This window comes from Chryseobacterium sp. MEBOG07 (assembly GCF_021869745.1).
GTDB lineage: Bacteria > Bacteroidota > Bacteroidia > Flavobacteriales > Weeksellaceae > Chryseobacterium > Chryseobacterium viscerum.
The window spans coordinates 1032311-1048129 of record NZ_CP084579.1 but is presented as its reverse complement, the minus strand read 5'-3'; the positions used below and the strand labels follow the sequence as shown (position 1 = coordinate 1048129).

General features: G+C 32.6%; 21 protein-coding genes. All 21 read left to right on the top strand.

What is annotated here, in order from left to right:
- Positions 1-81: 81 nt before the first annotated feature.
- The 21 genes from LF886_RS04870 to LF886_RS04770 all read left to right on the top strand — a co-directional run bounded on the left by LF886_RS04870 (position 82) and on the right by LF886_RS04770 (position 15800).
- A complete protein-coding gene (locus tag LF886_RS04870; RefSeq protein WP_236852961.1) occupies positions 82-291 on the top strand; it encodes a hypothetical protein in 210 nt (69 codons plus the stop codon).
- A gap of 148 nt (positions 292-439) precedes the next feature.
- Positions 440-1003 carry a restriction endonuclease gene (locus LF886_RS04865; RefSeq protein ID WP_236852960.1) on the top strand — a complete coding sequence of 188 codons (564 nt, stop codon included), beginning with the start codon at positions 440-442 and terminating at the stop codon, positions 1001-1003.
- A 2-nt stretch (positions 1004-1005) separates the two neighbouring features.
- Complete coding sequence (locus tag LF886_RS04860) at positions 1006-1527, top strand: hypothetical protein (protein ID WP_236852959.1); 522 nt, start codon at positions 1006-1008, stop codon at positions 1525-1527.
- A gap of 111 nt (positions 1528-1638) precedes the next feature.
- On the top strand, positions 1639-2277 hold the full coding sequence (locus LF886_RS04855) for a hypothetical protein (RefSeq protein WP_236852958.1): 639 nt from the start codon (positions 1639-1641) through the stop codon (positions 2275-2277).
- A gap of 180 nt (positions 2278-2457) precedes the next feature.
- On the top strand, positions 2458-2865 hold the full coding sequence (locus LF886_RS04850; RefSeq protein WP_236852957.1) for a helix-turn-helix domain-containing protein: 408 nt from the start codon (positions 2458-2460) through the stop codon (positions 2863-2865).
- Between the two features lie 474 nt (positions 2866-3339).
- Positions 3340-4515 (top strand): T9SS C-terminal target domain-containing protein, encoded by a 1176-nt coding sequence (locus LF886_RS04845; protein ID WP_236852956.1) that lies wholly within the window; start codon positions 3340-3342, stop codon positions 4513-4515.
- Positions 4516-4642: 127 nt separating this feature from the next.
- A complete protein-coding gene (locus tag LF886_RS04840) occupies positions 4643-5296 on the top strand; it encodes a DUF4919 domain-containing protein (RefSeq protein WP_236852955.1) in 654 nt (217 codons plus the stop codon).
- 49 nt (positions 5297-5345) lie between these two features.
- Positions 5346-5732, top strand: coding sequence for a hypothetical protein (locus tag LF886_RS04835; RefSeq protein ID WP_236852954.1), 387 nt, complete (start codon positions 5346-5348; stop codon positions 5730-5732).
- A gap of 130 nt (positions 5733-5862) precedes the next feature.
- Positions 5863-6273, top strand: coding sequence for an SMI1/KNR4 family protein (locus tag LF886_RS04830; protein WP_236852953.1), 411 nt, complete (start codon positions 5863-5865; stop codon positions 6271-6273).
- A 55-nt stretch (positions 6274-6328) separates the two neighbouring features.
- Positions 6329-7012 carry a hypothetical protein gene (locus LF886_RS04825; RefSeq protein WP_236852952.1) on the top strand — a complete coding sequence of 228 codons (684 nt, stop codon included), beginning with the start codon at positions 6329-6331 and terminating at the stop codon, positions 7010-7012.
- Between the two features lie 248 nt (positions 7013-7260).
- Complete coding sequence (locus LF886_RS04820) at positions 7261-7899, top strand: DUF2157 domain-containing protein (RefSeq protein ID WP_236852951.1); 639 nt, start codon at positions 7261-7263, stop codon at positions 7897-7899.
- An 11-nt stretch (positions 7900-7910) separates the two neighbouring features.
- Positions 7911-8216, top strand: a complete 306-nt coding sequence (locus LF886_RS04815) for a hypothetical protein (RefSeq protein WP_236852950.1) — start codon at positions 7911-7913, stop codon at positions 8214-8216.
- On the top strand, positions 8206-9276 hold the full coding sequence (locus LF886_RS04810; protein ID WP_236852949.1) for a DUF4401 domain-containing protein: 1071 nt from the start codon (positions 8206-8208) through the stop codon (positions 9274-9276). Before LF886_RS04815 ends, LF886_RS04810 begins: the two co-directional genes overlap by 11 nt.
- Positions 9263-9751, top strand: coding sequence for a GDYXXLXY domain-containing protein (locus LF886_RS04805; RefSeq protein ID WP_236852948.1), 489 nt, complete (start codon positions 9263-9265; stop codon positions 9749-9751). The genes LF886_RS04810 and LF886_RS04805 overlap by 14 nt, the downstream gene beginning before the upstream one ends.
- A gap of 44 nt (positions 9752-9795) precedes the next feature.
- Positions 9796-10464 (top strand): DUF2461 domain-containing protein, encoded by a 669-nt coding sequence (locus LF886_RS04800; RefSeq protein WP_236854289.1) that lies wholly within the window; start codon positions 9796-9798, stop codon positions 10462-10464.
- A 94-nt stretch (positions 10465-10558) separates the two neighbouring features.
- Positions 10559-11836, top strand: a complete 1278-nt coding sequence (locus LF886_RS04795; protein ID WP_236852947.1) for a serine hydrolase domain-containing protein — start codon at positions 10559-10561, stop codon at positions 11834-11836.
- A 620-nt stretch (positions 11837-12456) separates the two neighbouring features.
- The gene (locus LF886_RS24075; RefSeq protein ID WP_410685626.1) at positions 12457-12546 is read left to right on the top strand and encodes an SHOCT domain-containing protein; all 90 of its coding nucleotides are present in this window, start codon (positions 12457-12459) and stop codon (positions 12544-12546) included.
- 185 nt (positions 12547-12731) lie between these two features.
- The gene (locus LF886_RS04785) at positions 12732-13211 is read left to right on the top strand and encodes a hypothetical protein (protein ID WP_236852945.1); all 480 of its coding nucleotides are present in this window, start codon (positions 12732-12734) and stop codon (positions 13209-13211) included.
- A 76-nt stretch (positions 13212-13287) separates the two neighbouring features.
- Positions 13288-14256: a hypothetical protein gene (locus LF886_RS04780; RefSeq protein ID WP_236852944.1), complete on the top strand. Its 969-nt coding sequence runs from the start codon at positions 13288-13290 to the stop codon at positions 14254-14256.
- A gap of 62 nt (positions 14257-14318) precedes the next feature.
- Entirely contained in the window at positions 14319-14960 is a 642-nt protein-coding gene (locus LF886_RS04775) for a hypothetical protein (RefSeq protein WP_236852943.1), read from the top strand.
- A gap of 84 nt (positions 14961-15044) precedes the next feature.
- Positions 15045-15800, top strand: coding sequence for a hypothetical protein (locus tag LF886_RS04770; protein WP_236852942.1), 756 nt, complete (start codon positions 15045-15047; stop codon positions 15798-15800).
- Positions 15801-15819 lie beyond the last annotated feature (19 nt).

Here is a 15819-nt window from a genome sequence, read left to right as displayed (position 1 = left end):
TCGAGCAGTTAATTTTGAAAAAAAATAGATAGTATTCTCAGAAAAAGACAACAATATTCTTATTCTAAAATAAGTACATTTATGAAAATTGAGTATTTAAATTTTCAAAATGAAAAAAAAATTGAATATTATGATGTTAGCTTTAATAATGGAAAATTGTTAAATAGTGACACAATATCTAAATATTTTCAAAAAGATAATAAAATTTTCAAATTCGAAAACACAATTGATCTCAAAGATATAGAAGATATGGATGGAGATTTAATTAAAGTTATAAATCAGATCAAATAATGTAATAGTTATCACTAAGACAAATTATAATATACTAACAAATGATGGTTTTTAATTTTAAAATTTAATTACTATTTTTTTGTAAGTTAGCAAACTTACTACTTGAAATAAAACTATTTATTAAACCTATAATAATTAAAATAATTTCATGACAGAAATTGAATATACCAATAAAATACGAGCTTTGAATTGGGATGAATTAAAAGATTTATGGCAAGAAATAATTGACAATGATACACCGGAATGGGAATCTGGAAAAGCATTTGAATATCTTGTAATTAGAATGTTTGAACTAGATGGTTTAGAAGTTAAATATCCTTTCAGCGTTTCTTTACCATATAATTTAAAAACAATGGAACAATTAGACGGAGTAATTTATCTTGATAATTTAGCCATATTAGTTGAATCTAAAGACTATTCAAATAATGATAAAAAAGCTAATATAAATATTGAACCAATAGCTAAAATACGAAACCAACTTAACCGCCGACCATATATCTCAATTGGTTGTGTTTTCAGTGCTGGTGGTTTTACCGAACCTGTAGCGTCTCTTATAGACTATCTAGGAAATGAAACAATATTGCTCTGGCAAGGAGAGGAGATCGAAAAATGTTTAACCGAGAAAAAAATTAAAGATTTTTTTAAAATTAAATTTCAGAATCGTATTGAACATGGTATTCATGATTTTAATATAACAACAATCGGTATATAATAATGCAAACTAACAAAAAAAGAATAATAATAACTGAAGGCAATTTTGACCAATTTTTTTTAGAGAAAGTGTTGCCAAAAACTATAGTTGATGAAAGTACATTTATAGTTGGTCAAGGATATAGTTCTTTAATTTCTAAAGCCAAAAGTATTTCCTTGTATAATAATCTTCCTATTTATTTAATAATGGATTCAGATTCTACAGATCTATTTGAGATTAATGAGAGAAAAGAGAGCATACAATCTACTTTTAAAATGCTTGGAAAGCAAGATCAAATAAATATATTTTTTTTCATTCCACAATTAGAAATTGTATTCTTGCAAAGCGAAAATTTTAGAGAAAACCATTTTAAAAATATTGATTTAAACTTAATAAGCACAACTTCTCTTAATAATATAATTAAACAAAACTTTGGTGACAGAAAGTATTTATTGAATAAAATAGAAGATCAAGAAATTTATGATTTTCAAAAAGATGGACCAATAAAAGACTTAATTACTCTATTAAAAAATGATAGCATTTAATTGCTAGATTTAAACTTAACTTTAAATCAGTTAAAAATGGGCAATATCTTTAACATAGTCCAATGTTTGGTTACTTTGCTTATTTAATTTTTCAACTCACTACAGACCATTATGAAGACTGAAATAAGTAAAATTCTTAAAGACAATAATCTTAGCGGTTTAATGACTGATATCAATGAAGTTGTTTTAGACTCATTTTTAGAAAATGGAATAGTAAAAGATATTCCAATTTTAGGATTAATTTCTAAAGCAATTAACTTTGGTAATACAATCCAAGAAAGGCTTTATACAAAAAAATTACTAACTTTTTTAAAACAACTTGAAAATACCAGGCAAGAGGATAGAGAAAAAGAAATTAATGAAATAGATGAGAGCAAAAACTATAAAACTAAAGTTGGTGAAAAATTACTATACATTATTAACGAAGCTGATGATTGTGAAAAAGCTGAATACATAGGAATTTTATTCAAACATTTTTTAGAACAAACACTTCCTTATGTAGATTTTATTAGATGTGTCGATTGTATCAATAAAACCAATATTATAGATTTAAATTTTTTCATTAAAGAAAATTTTCTTGAAAGCTATATCAATTGTAACGTTGAAAATTATTTGAACACCGGATTAATCACGCAAGAATATAAAAATCCATTGAATGAAGATTATAACAAGGGACTTTTCTATGGAAAAGCACACATTAAATATAATATCTCAAAAGCTGGAGTGTATATTAGAAAACATTTAAATTAAAAAAAAAACCCGCTCCGCAAAGTCTCCCGACTTTGCGCTCAAAAAATAAATAATCCGAAGTCAGGAGAATTCGGATAGCAAACAATAATATAGCTTTTTATCCCCACCTAAAATACCCCCACTCCCCCATTTCCTATCCCCCAACTTTTACTTATATTTGTTTCTATAACGTACACAAATATGCAAAACAAAAAAATACATCAGGGGAGAAATATCAAGCGTTTTCGTGAGATGTTGGGCATCAAGCAGGATGCTTTGGCTTTTGATCTTGGTGAAGACTGGAACCAGAAGAAAGTTTCTCTTTTAGAACAGAAAGAAACTATTGAAGAGAATATTTTAGAAAAGATTTCTCAGATTCTGAAAGTTCCTGTGGAAGCTATTGAGAATATGGATGAGGAACAAGCAATTAATATTATTGCTAACACATTTGATAATGGTTCTATACTTAATGGTATAAATCATAATCCTTCGTTTCATCCTATAGATAAGGTTTTGCAACTGCACGAAGAAAAAATTGCGCTGTACGAAAGAATGCTGAAGGAAAAAGATGAGATGATGGCCAGACTGGAACAGTTGATTCAGAAATAAAAATATAAACCTGCTTTGAAAAGCAGCCCACCTTTATGCAAAAAAATAAATCCGAAGCTTCCGGCTTCGGATTTCTTATGATAACAAATCATCCAAAGTCATCAGATTTCAGCAGTAAAACACCTCTACCACTTCCATACTCCCTCTAGCCCCTTCTATAAGCACCTCTAGCCCCTTGAGTAAGGGGGTATACCCCCTTTAGGAACGGTCTCTAGCCCCTTCATGAAGCCTCTTTACCCCCTTCTATAAGTATCTCCAGCCCCTTGGGTAAGTGGGTATACCCCCTTTAGTAAGGGTCTCTACCCCCTTATGCAACCCCCTCTACCCCCTTACCTAAGGGGGTAGCTGCACCTGATAGTGGAATACAGAACACGAGTGAAGTAATAGGTTTTTTAGAAAATTCTTTTCAACTTTTTCTTATCTTTAAACCACCATATTCAATTAAAGAAATTCAAATAAACACTAGCAACACCATTGAAAACAAAATTATTATTCCTTTCATTTTTTGGCTCACTACTAGCCCATGCACAAACACTTCAATTTAAAACTCTCGCCAATATGTCTGCAGGCAGAGGTGCTATGACCAGTGTAATCGTGAATGATAATATATATGTGAGCAATGGGTATCAGGAAAAAGGAGGTAATACCAATTATATTGAGAAATATAATATTACTGATAACCGCTGGAGTGTTTTCAATTCTACTCTGCTTACCAAAAAATTTGCTAATTCGGAGACTTACGATAATAAAATTTATATTTTTAATGGTTGGGGAAACAGCCATCTCGAAATTGTAGACCTTGCCACCAATACAATAACGAAGGGGGCTGTTAATCATTCCTATACAGGAAATGCAGGTTCTGCCCTCTATAATGGCAAAATATATGTGTTTGGTGGCAGCGGATTAAACGGAGCCAAAAGCACTGCATTTTCCAATAGATTCCAGTATTATGATATTGCTTCAAATACATGGCATCCGTTACCCGATATGCCCACAGCCAGAGAAGCAAAAGGCAAAATTGTGAATGATAAATTGTATGTCATTGGTGGTTTTAATGGTACTTCATCCCGCCTGATCAATGTTTATGACCTCAACACGAATCTATGGACCAATCAATATACGATGCCTGCTGGGATATCCGGACACTCATTAGCGGTATCTGGTAATAAGATTTTTATTGCAGGGGGTTATAATAATCAAACTTTTCTGGCTTATTTTGATACCACAACCAATAAGGTACATCAGTTATCCTCCAATATGATTCCCCGAAGACATGCTGCAGCGGAGGTATATAACAATAAATTATACATCATTGGTGGAAGCACAACGTCTGTCACCAGCTCAGCTATTAAAAGCATACAAGTAGCAGATATCAGTGAAAATGTACTTGCTGCGAATGAAACCAGCGAAAACCGTGCATTGGAAACAAAGGTTCATACCAGTTCATCCAGAGACGGTTTTGTAATCAGTAATGAAAATAATAGCAATCAATTTGAGTACACCGTTTATTCAGCAGATGGAAAACAGGTCAATAAAGGTTTTGCGTACTATAATAAAACGATAGATTTATCTAAAGTACCGCGCGGGACTTATATTTTCATGTATAAAAATGAGAAAGGGGTTTTGCAAAAGGTTAGAATTGTAAGATAACAATAAGCCCATTCTTTTTTTAAACGCTGTTTCAAATAATACTTGTATAATTGAAAAATTGAAACCAAAATCGACAGAGAATAAAAACAACACTAACAAACAATTTTCAAATTCAAATAAAAAAATAATGAGAAAATATATTATTTCAGGCCTTTTAGTTGTAATCTTTCAGGTCTTCTATGCACAAATAAATACGGATCTTATCAAAAAGAATGTCACCGAAAATCCACAGGAAAATTTTTATAAGCTTCTGGATGTATTCAAAGTAACCCCTTCTGAATTGACACAAGAGCAAATGAACCAATTGTATTACGGAAGTAAATTCGTGAAAATTGATTACACCATTGGAAATTATAATAGTGAATCCGGCAAGTTCTGGAAACCTGCTCAAAAAAAACTGTCAAAGAGTAAAGCAGAAAGAATGGTTACTGAAGCTGAATCAAAATATGCTATCAATCCCCTCAATAAAGATTTACTGGATGATATGATGAATATTTATCGTGCACTTGATAATAATGAAAAAAGAGAGTTGTGTTCCAGACAAAAGGATTTAATCATGCAAACGATAGAAAAAAGTGGCGATGGGAAAAGCGAAGAGACCGCAATTTGTGTTTTAACCCCTGGAGAAGTTCTACAACAACTTGAAAAATTGGCTACTTCAGGACCGAGAGATGAATTTAGTCAAAAAATGAAACAACTCCCAGACGGCAGTGTACTAACCATTTATAAAATCGGAGACAGAGAAGTATTTGTGAAATTAGTGGGTGGATATTTTTTCTAAAAAGTAGAAAACAATTGGTAATCAAGCACAAAAAAAAACAATGATTAAAATGAATTTAAATTTTAGTAGTACTAAAATTGAGGAAGCAGTCAGACAAAACTCAAAGAGAAGTTCTATGATATTAGATTTAGCCAATACAGCTTCATTGGCTAGTGATGGAAAATTATTCTATGGCAGAGAGTTTAAAAACAGAATTGAAGTGACAAGAATAAAAATACCTTTCTTAACAATTCTTCCCACCTTAATCATTATTTTTAAAAAGAATGATCTTCAGAATCCCAGATTGAGATTAAGCTTTTTTGGATATATTTGGTTCTCAATTCTTCTGTTATTATTTTTATTCACTATAATAAAAAAAATTATTGAACCTGATTTCCATGGAGATATTGTACTTGTTATAATTTTAGTACTATTTTTTATTCACTATTTGCAATAGAGTTTTATTTCACCAAAAAGGCTTTTAATAGACTCAAATTAAGAATTAGAGAGTAAAATTTCAGCTTCATATTTTGTACTTGCTCCAAAGTCAAGAAATGAAAACATACATTATCATAAATATGAGATAAATGATACATCTCCGCATTGATAAAATTAAAGAGAAATGGATCTGTGAAAATATAAAACTGAGTCCTCCTGCAACATCAGAATCCATTAAAACAACCGAACAAATTATTGACTTTCAGTTTCCGGATGATTTTAAAGAATTGTATTTAAAACTGGATGGATTTGCAGATTGGGACTGGACAAAGAATATGTTTTCTATCTGGCCATTAGCAAAAATCCTGGAGGAATATCATAACGAACATGATAAGAGCTTCATCGTATTTGCTGACTATCTGATCAATTCACATCAAATTGGTTTTGTGAAAGGGAAAAACGGAGTATTTAAAAATACTGATGAAACCCCTGTGAGGATTGCAAATACTTTTTCTGAAACTATTTTTCTTATTCTTTCGGATGCGGATATTTTGTATTGATGTAAATCTGTGCTACATAGATATATTTTTTGAAACAGTATTCTAATTCGTAGATTTGAAGACTAATAACCATAATATGACTGTTCAGGAACTTGAAACATTACTGACCGAAAGAGTAAAAACATTTGATATCAAAAAGAAAGCATTTGATACCCTTCATCAGATACTCTCAAAAGATCCGGAAGAACTTATAGGAGGTTTTACACGCGATGAAATCACGCTCCTATTTGAGGGATATCAATATCTGATTGAACAACGATACAGCGGGCCTATTATCAGAGTAAGAATAGGTCTTCATGTGTACAACGAAATGTATCTTGGAAATTTAGCACCCATTGGGTATTATGACCTTGAGATGGATTTGGATGGAGAAATAGTGGATGACTGGTTTGTAATTGAAAAGGAAAAATATCTGAAAGACATTGGAATCATTTCACATTTCCAATCTATGCATCAAAAGATGCCGCTTCAATATTTGAAAAGAAATTATGGTCAACATAAATTTGTCTCATACATTTCTTTAGTGGGAACATTATTCATAAGCAAAGAATTTCAGGGTTCGGGAATCTTTATTCATAGAGCAAAAGTTTTTTTAGAAACAGATCAATCCTCATTGGATGAAGCTTATTTAAAAGAATCAAAGAAATTTCTGAAAATGATGAGTAATTACCTGATAGAAAACAATCTGATATCTGAAGAATTGAAACAAAAATTAACCGAGGATAGGAACAATGACTAACAATTAAAGAACTTGAATAAATATTTAATGTCTTCAGATGTCAGAGAATAGGTTATCTTTTATTTAAATTTATCACCCAACTTTTACCTATATTTGTTTCTATACCATACACAAATATGCTAAACAAAAATACATCAAAAGGAAATCTTCAATGATCAGTTGCTGATTTATTTCAGCAGTCAACCATATACAAAACCCGGTGACATTCAATTCATCGGGTTTTTAAATAAAAATAAAAAACACCATCCATGAAAAACCTCCAACGGGAAGACCTCCATATCATCAGCCACCACAGCAATGTGACAGAGCAGGGAATAGAAAGAGCTTTGAAAGAAAATATTTACCATGATAAAGAAATGTGGCAAAAATTCCTTCGTCTGTTTTTTATCACCCTAGGTATAGGGTTTACCACGGCAGGAATTATTTTCTTTTTTGCCTACAATTGGGCAGACCTGAATAAATTTGCTAAACTGGGGTTAACTGAAGCCCTTGTCATCGCAACGACTATTATCGTTTTACTGCCCAAAACAAACAGTACCACCCGAAATATTATCCTTACCGGTTCATCATTCTTGGTTGGAGTTCTTTTTGCGGTCTTCGGGCAGATTTATCAGACGGGTGCCAATGCGTACGACTTCTTTTTGGCCTGGACTCTTTTTATAACCCTATGGGTTGTCGTTTCCAACTTTGCTCCATTATGGTTGTTGTATATTATTTTACTCAATACTACATTTTTTCTATACACCGAACAGGTTGCCAAAGACTGGTCACCAATATTGGTCATTACGCTCCTTTTCCTGTTCAATACAACGATACTTCTTATCTTTCTCTTTTTGGAGAAGGATAAAAAATTCAAAATGTCCCCAAGTGGTTTACTTATATTTTAGCTTTAGGTTGCGTGACCTTTGCAACTGCAGGGATAATTTTCGGAATTCTTGATGGATATGATCCCGTATTTTCTGTTCTAATCCCCATAGTTCTAGTGGTTTTTGCGTTTGGAATCTGGCACGGAATCCAATCGAAAAACGGATTTTATCTTTCGGTGATACCATTAAGTATCATCATCATTATTTCAGCCTTACTCCTCAAAATATCAGAAGGAGGAAATATGCTTTTATTAGTCAGCCTGTTTATCATCGTAAGTGTTACGCTGGTGATTATGAACCTGATCAACCTTCAAAAAAAATGGAACCATGAGAAATAAAGAAGAAATAAAAGAACTGCTGGATTATTTCCGGACCATAGAAAATAAAGATTTCACCTATGATGAAAAAGCGATCCTCACAGCTTATGAAAAGAATGAGACTCATCAATCTTTAGCTATAAAAATCCTTTCTATTTTTGGAGGTATTTTAGCAAGTTTCTCTTTTTTGGGCTTCCTGTTCCTCATTGGATTATATGACTCTACTACAGGTATTTTGACATTGGCAATAATAGCAATTGCTGCCGGAGTATTCATTAATAAAGCCTATGATAAAATCATCATAGATACCATAAGTGTTTCATCTTATCTCATCGGATTTATCCTTTTGGCCGTGGGATTGTCTAAACTTGAAGTGAGTGAAAATGCAGTAAGCCTTATTTCTATTCTGATTGCCGCAGCCTCATTAGTGATGGTCAGAAGCTATATCATTGCCTTTATTTCTGTACTTATTATCAATGGGGGCATTCTAACCCTGATTGCATCGAATAAGGATTTTGATATGATTCATCTTTATACTTCTTTTCTGGCCATCATGCTCACTGCCGTTTTCCTGAAAGAAGCCAAAATAATTTCCAAGAATACCACTTTTTCAAAACTATACAATCCGGTGCGCATCGGGCTGGTTTTTTCATTCCTGGCGGGATTGATTTTTCTTGGTAACGATTTTATTGAAGTATCCAGGGATTATATTTGGATATCATCCGTCGTTATTATCCTGGCCATTATGTATGTTCTTTCGCAGATTTTTGAAGTTTTAGACATTTCTCAAACCACTCAAAAAGCAGGAATTTATATTGTAACGATCGCCCTGTTATTACCTACTATCCTATCTCCTGCTATATCCGGATCTATTTTAATTATTCTTTTAAGCTTTTTAGTGAATTACAAAACCAGCCTGACCATTGGCATTATGGCATTTATTTATTTTGTTTCACGATATTATTATGACCTTCATTTTACCCTGCTCACCAAATCCATCCTTTTATTTTCGTCTGGTATCTTATTCCTGGGGCTTTATTTATTAACCCGTAAAAAACTGACATCGAATGAAAAAGTATAAATGGTTCATTATCCTAGCAAACCTTGTTATTTTGCTGGTGTATTTCAATTATTCCGTTTCTAAAAAAGAAGAACTTATAAAAGATGGAAAACTGATTCTTTTGCAGCTAGCTCCCGTGGATCCCCGTTCTCTGATGCAGGGTGATTACATGAGGTTACGATACAGCATATCTGAAAATATAAATGCTGAACATCTTCCTAAAAGAGGATATTGCGTAGTACGTCTGGATAATAAAGGTGTTGCAGAAAAAGTAAGATTCCAACAGGAAACAACTCCTTTGAATAAGGGGGAATATTTGATTAATTATACCTCGTCCAACCAATGGAATATCAATATCGGAGCAGAGTCTTTCTTCTTTCAGGAAGGACACGCTCAGAAATATGAAAAAGCAAAATACGGAGGTATAAAAATTGATAAAAACGGAAACAGTTTGTTGATTGGCCTTTACGATGAGCAGCTGAAAAATATAAAATAAAAGCATCGTCCCGGATATACTCAGGCCTACAACTTCTAACATTCATTCAACAACATGAAAAAGCATTTGAATTCCTCAATCATTTAAAAGAAAATAACAATCGCGAATGGTTTGCGAAGCACAAATCTGAATATGATCAGATTGTGAAAGAAAATAAAGTTTTTTTCAATCAGATCTATACCGAACTTCAGGAGCATGATCAGCTCAAAGGAATCCATATTTTCAGGATTTACAAAGACGTTCGCTTTTCCAAAGACCAGACACCCTATAAAAACAATTTTGGAGTTGGATATTCCCGTTCCAAGCCTATGCTGAGAGGAGGATATTATATTCAGCTGGAACCTGGCAACAGTTTTGTAGGAGGTGGTTTTTGGGGTCCAGAAGCAAAGGATTTACTCCGTATCCGCAAAGAATTTGAAATCAGCAGCACAGAAATTGAAAAGATCACTTCAGACAAAACCTTCATAAAATATTTCGGTGAGCTCAAAGGCGATTCCGTAAAAACGGCACCACGGGGTTTTGATAAAAATCATCCGGCTATAGATTTAATCAGAAAAAAGCAATTTCTGGTGATGCGGAAATTTACTGATAAGGAAGTTTTATCTGACAATTTTCAAAAGGAAGTTATTCTCACCTTACTGGCAATGCGTCCTTTTTTTGATTATATGAGTGAGGTACTGTCGACAGATCTCAATGGGGAACCTCTATTTTAATTCTGAAACAGCTATACTACTATCTAAAAACGAAAATAAAGTTTTGAAAATGTAATAATTAGGAGGTTGAAATTGTTTTTAAATAAATGCCCATATGAAAAATAAAAATTACATTCTCCTTTTTATTTTAATGATTATTTTCTGCCAGGCACAGAAAAAACAGTCACCGGAATTCATCAGAACCCAAAAAGAATTAACAGATAAACTAACGAAAATCAGTAAGAATGCAAGCTTCAATGGATTTGGAGTGGCATTGGTGAATGATCGTGATATTTTGTATCAAAACGGATTCGGTATTGCCACAGTAAACCCTCTTCAACAATATGATGAAAACACCGTTCAAAATATAGCTTCAGTTTCCAAAACATTGATAGGTATTGCGATCCTCAAAGCTCAGGAATTGGGGAAACTAAAACTGGATAATCCTGTTAATCAATATCTCCCGTTTAAAGTAACCAATCCCTATCATCCGGAAATCCCGATAACAATCCGGCAATTGACCACTCACACTTCTTCTCTCAATGATAATAGTGCTTATTTGAATAATACGGTTGTTTTAAAAGATACGATAGATCTTGCAAACCATTTAAACATTGATATTTCACCCACCAAATTCAATCCACCTTCCGCAAAAATATCAATTGAAGAATTTTTGATTCATACCCTCAGCGAAAAAGGAAAATGGTATTCTAAAGATGTTTTTACAGAAAACAAGCCGGGTGAACTTTTTAATTATTCCAATATTGGAGCAACGCTGGCAGCACTGGTTTTGGAAAAGGCAACAGGAATGTCTTACAATACATTTACCACGAAATATATTCTTGAACCGTTACACATGAACCATTCAGGCTGGAACTTTACTGCCATCAATTTTTCAAAATATACCCGGACATTCATCAATAAACAGACACCCTACCCTTATTATTCACTCAATACATATCCTGACGGAGGGCTGCTGACCACTTCAAGCGACATGAGCAAATATCTTCTGGAACTCATGAAAGGGTATTATGGAAACGGAAGCATTCTTTCTAAAGAAAGTTATAAAGAATATTTTACCCCTCAGCTGCAAGCCCAAAATTTCAAAGACAGAAGCACCAGTGAATATAGTGACGAATACAATATGGGGATCACCATGGGCTTTGGCTCTACCGGCAATTTTGGACACACAGGCGGTGATCCGGGAATGAATTCCGTGATCTGGTTTTTTAAGGATAAAAAGATGGGCAGGTACCTTATCGTCAATACAGATTGGGATAACAAGGTTTCGGGAAAAGATCAAAAAGCCATTTATGATCTGCTGGATGAGTATTTTATAAAACTGGATGCACTGAACAGGTTAAAAAATAATATTTTAAACAACAAACAATAATCTGGTCTACAGAGCTATTTTTATCTTTATAAACACATATGAATTTGCTGTTTTTTTTAATAGCAATAGCCTGTATAAGGGTTTCCGTAAGGGCAGCATTCTAATTCGTTTTACTTTTGGTTTTCAATTTTGAATATTAAAAATAAAACAATGAAAAGACTAGTCGTATTAATGACGCTCCTTATTTTTGGAATTTCTTACGCTCAAAGCACCCCAAAATTTGAAAATGACACCCTTACCACCTCAACAGGTTTTAAAGTGTATGAAGGATTAGACCTGAAAATCGGGACAGGCTCGATGAATGACGGGGATTTTAAATTTATCCGAACCAATGCATCTTCGTTATTCAACTATTCTTCAACTACGGGATACCAGGGACTTGCCAATCAGGCCAATTCTTTTAAAAGAAGTAATTCCGGACTGACATTCAAAGTCAAAAAAATAATGCCTAGAGGCAGCAAAAAAAATGGTTTTGTCTATTATTGTAAAATTGGAAGCGGCCTCGTGAACTATGAAATTGATCTGGAAAATGCCATCCGATCAGGTGAACTGATTATTCCCGATGAATTCTTACCGAAAGAAAAATCCCAACATCTCAACTCGGAAACAAAATATGACAAATTGAAAAAATTAAAGAACTGCAAGATTCAGGAGTCTTATCCGAAGAAGAATTTCAAAAGGAGAAAGATAAAATAATGGCTGAAAAATAGATGTCATTCAACCGTTCTGTTTTTCAGAGCGGTTTTGTTTTTTGCACAATTATATATGTTTAATATGAGTATAATACATAAATTTGAGGCTATGTAGCCATGTCCATATGAAAATTATAACATTATACTTTGCTGTTTTCTTTATTATATTAAGCTGTTCTGAGAATTCTCAAAAAACAAAATCAATGGACTTTGGCAGTTTTAAAATTCAGACTCCAAAAACCTGGAACAAATTAAAAACGGATGCTTACGATAGCAATGCCGGAATCATCGTCACCAAAAATAACGATTCAATTTTTTATGATTACGGACCTTATTCAAGCTCATTGGAAGAACCTACAGATGCAATTATTAGCAGAAAAGATTTGAACGAGCTTTTAAAAGTAAATCCAGAAGCTGACACTACCGCATTTATGATCCTCAATGCAAATGCAAATCAGGAGGATTTCATCAAAAGTAAAATAACCTATAAAAAAGTTGATGGATACAAGGCAAAAATATTAGAGCCAAAACAAGTTGGAAAAGGGATGGCAGGAGTTTATATTGACAGCATTAAGACTGGATCCTTAGGAAAAATCAGATTCAATTTATACGGGACAAACCTAACGAAAGAAAGTCAGAACGAGCTTTTAAAGGCGATTCATACTTTGCAGTTTAGAAAATAATATCTGCAACACAACATTACCATCAGAAAAAATATAAAGCACAATTTTTGTACTTTATACCCATGAAAAACAACTCATGAAAATAAAAATCCTTCTACTCTTATTATTCATCGTAAGCTCAGCCAAAGCACAAGTCACAGAGAAAATAACCCTTCCTAATGGAGTGGTTTATAATTATGCTGATGACAAAATAAATGAAAAAGCAAAAAAACTACTCACTGAAAGCCTTAAGAATATGACCAATGATGATCTGTTGGGAGATAACTTAATCATAGGTCCAACGCTTTGGAAAAGGTTTAAAAATCTTGAAAGCTTAAAAAGTATTCCGGATAGTGTCATTTTTCATATTGATGATATGGAAATAGAAGGAAAAATGTCCAAGAACCTAAAGGACTCCAAAAAGATTTGGGATGAAGTAAAAAAAGAAGTTTCTGGAAAATTTCAGATACGAAAAGCCAATGAAGATGAATTGAAATATTACTGGTCAACCATTTCATTTGATATTGAAGAGCCCTTGTTTGTTCTGCAGACCGAAAACCATCTGTATATTTTAAACTCTCTGAAAAAAAGTATGAAGTTATTCTGGCTGGATGAGATTCCTAATAAAAATGCTTACCATAACCCTATTGACAACGGAACATATAAAACAAATGGTACTTTCAAAACGTATCAAAATGGAAATGAAGTTTATATTACCGATAAAGGAAACAAAGAAACCAAACTTGAAAAAGTAATATTGTTAAGCAGTGATCCGGAATTACAGGCCAACTCTTCGGTTGAAGATATGAAGTCTGTTATGGAAAAAACGAATAAAATTTTTGAAAGTTTATTTAAAAACTCTAAAAAAGAAGGAAAAATAATGGTTCAGTTTGAACTGGGAGAAAAGAAAAATGACATTCAATTTGCCGTTAAAGATGATCTGGATCTGGAAATTATGAAAGAATTTGAAAAGCAGGTAAACAAAGAAAAATATCCCCATTCAAAGAAAGGTACTGTAAAGTTCCAACTGATTTATAAAGTCAATTCTTACAATGATACAGAATAAATTATTTCTTAGACTATTTTCCCTACTCACTTATTTGTAATTTAGCCACTCAAAAAAAGACCATGAAACTTTATATTTTAACTTTCCTGTTTTGCATTTTCAATCTTACAGTTGCACAGGAAAAACAATATCAATCTATAAAAAAGGGAGATTTTCCGGAAGGTATTTATATGACCTTAGAAGACGTGCTAAATAAAAAACCTTCATCAACCGAGGAACTTTACTTCAAAACTTGTAAAAAGTGCGATTCTCTTGATCTGCCGGAAAAAGCATTCTTTTACTTTAAACAAAAAAATAAAAGAGTGAGAGTTCCCTTAGCCGTTTCGCATAAAGGGGAAATGTATTTTCAGACCTATCGAAAATATACCAACAAGAAAGACAATGGATATGATCCTGATCAATATTCAAGGTTTTGTAGAGTTTTGAACTATGGAAGATTTATTTATTTTGAAGAAAACATGAAAGGTTTATGGTCGAAGGCATTTTTAGGAGCATTAAGCCCTCTTACTTACTCCATCAATGGAAAAACTAAAGGAATTGTTTTAGATTTAGAAAACAAAGAATTTAATATTCTGCAAAACTGTGATGATTTAAATGATTTTCTATCAGACCATAATATTGCGGAAATACAATGCAATTCAGAAGCCTATACTATTGGAGATTTGAGAGCAAAAATTGAAGAAATCAATATGCCTTACCGCTAAGTATACGTTGACAATATATGTAAAGCCGTTCCGTTATAAGGACGGTTTTATTATTTACAAAAAAACTTTTAACCGAATGAAAAAATGTATAACCGTTTATCTTATTTTTTCTCCTGTTTTTTATGGTCACAGGAAATAATCTATCCTAAATATATTTACGAAAAAGATTTAAATAGCATTACTCTAGAAAAAACTGAAGACATCAATTTTTTCAGATATAAGCAAATACAGTATATAGGTCATCCTCAAAAAAAAATTAACCTTAAATATACTGATAATGAACTACATAGTAAAATCTTAGAAAGAAATTATAAAAATAGTGATTTCATAGCTCTTAATAAAGAATTTAATGAGCGTCAGTATAAAGATCTCCGAATTTTTGTAGATACCTCCCAAAAAACACCGTTAACTATAACCGATATTGATACTACAAAAATATCAACCGCAGCCTATAATGCTAAAATAGATAGTTTATCTGTAGGTTTAAAGCCTTCAACGGATATTCCAATCATTATGACTTATTATGATGGATTTCCTGTTACCATTTATAACATGGAAGGGAAGGAGCGTGTAATTGGTTTTGGTAACAATGTGATATTAGAGCTGGAAGGTTTAGATAAAAATCATCAATGGAAAAAAATATATAATTTCAGAAGATATACTTGTGGAACAGGTATTAAATTTTTCGTTTTAAAGCCAAAAGAAATGGCAACTGTATTTGAGCCTCGATTAAGTGGTAATTTTAAAACAAAATTCAGATACAGGTTAGGGAATATTCTTTCAAATGAATTTGATGGGAGTATCAATGATCATTATTTGAAAGATGCTCATTCATTTTAAATAATAAAATTATAACCTT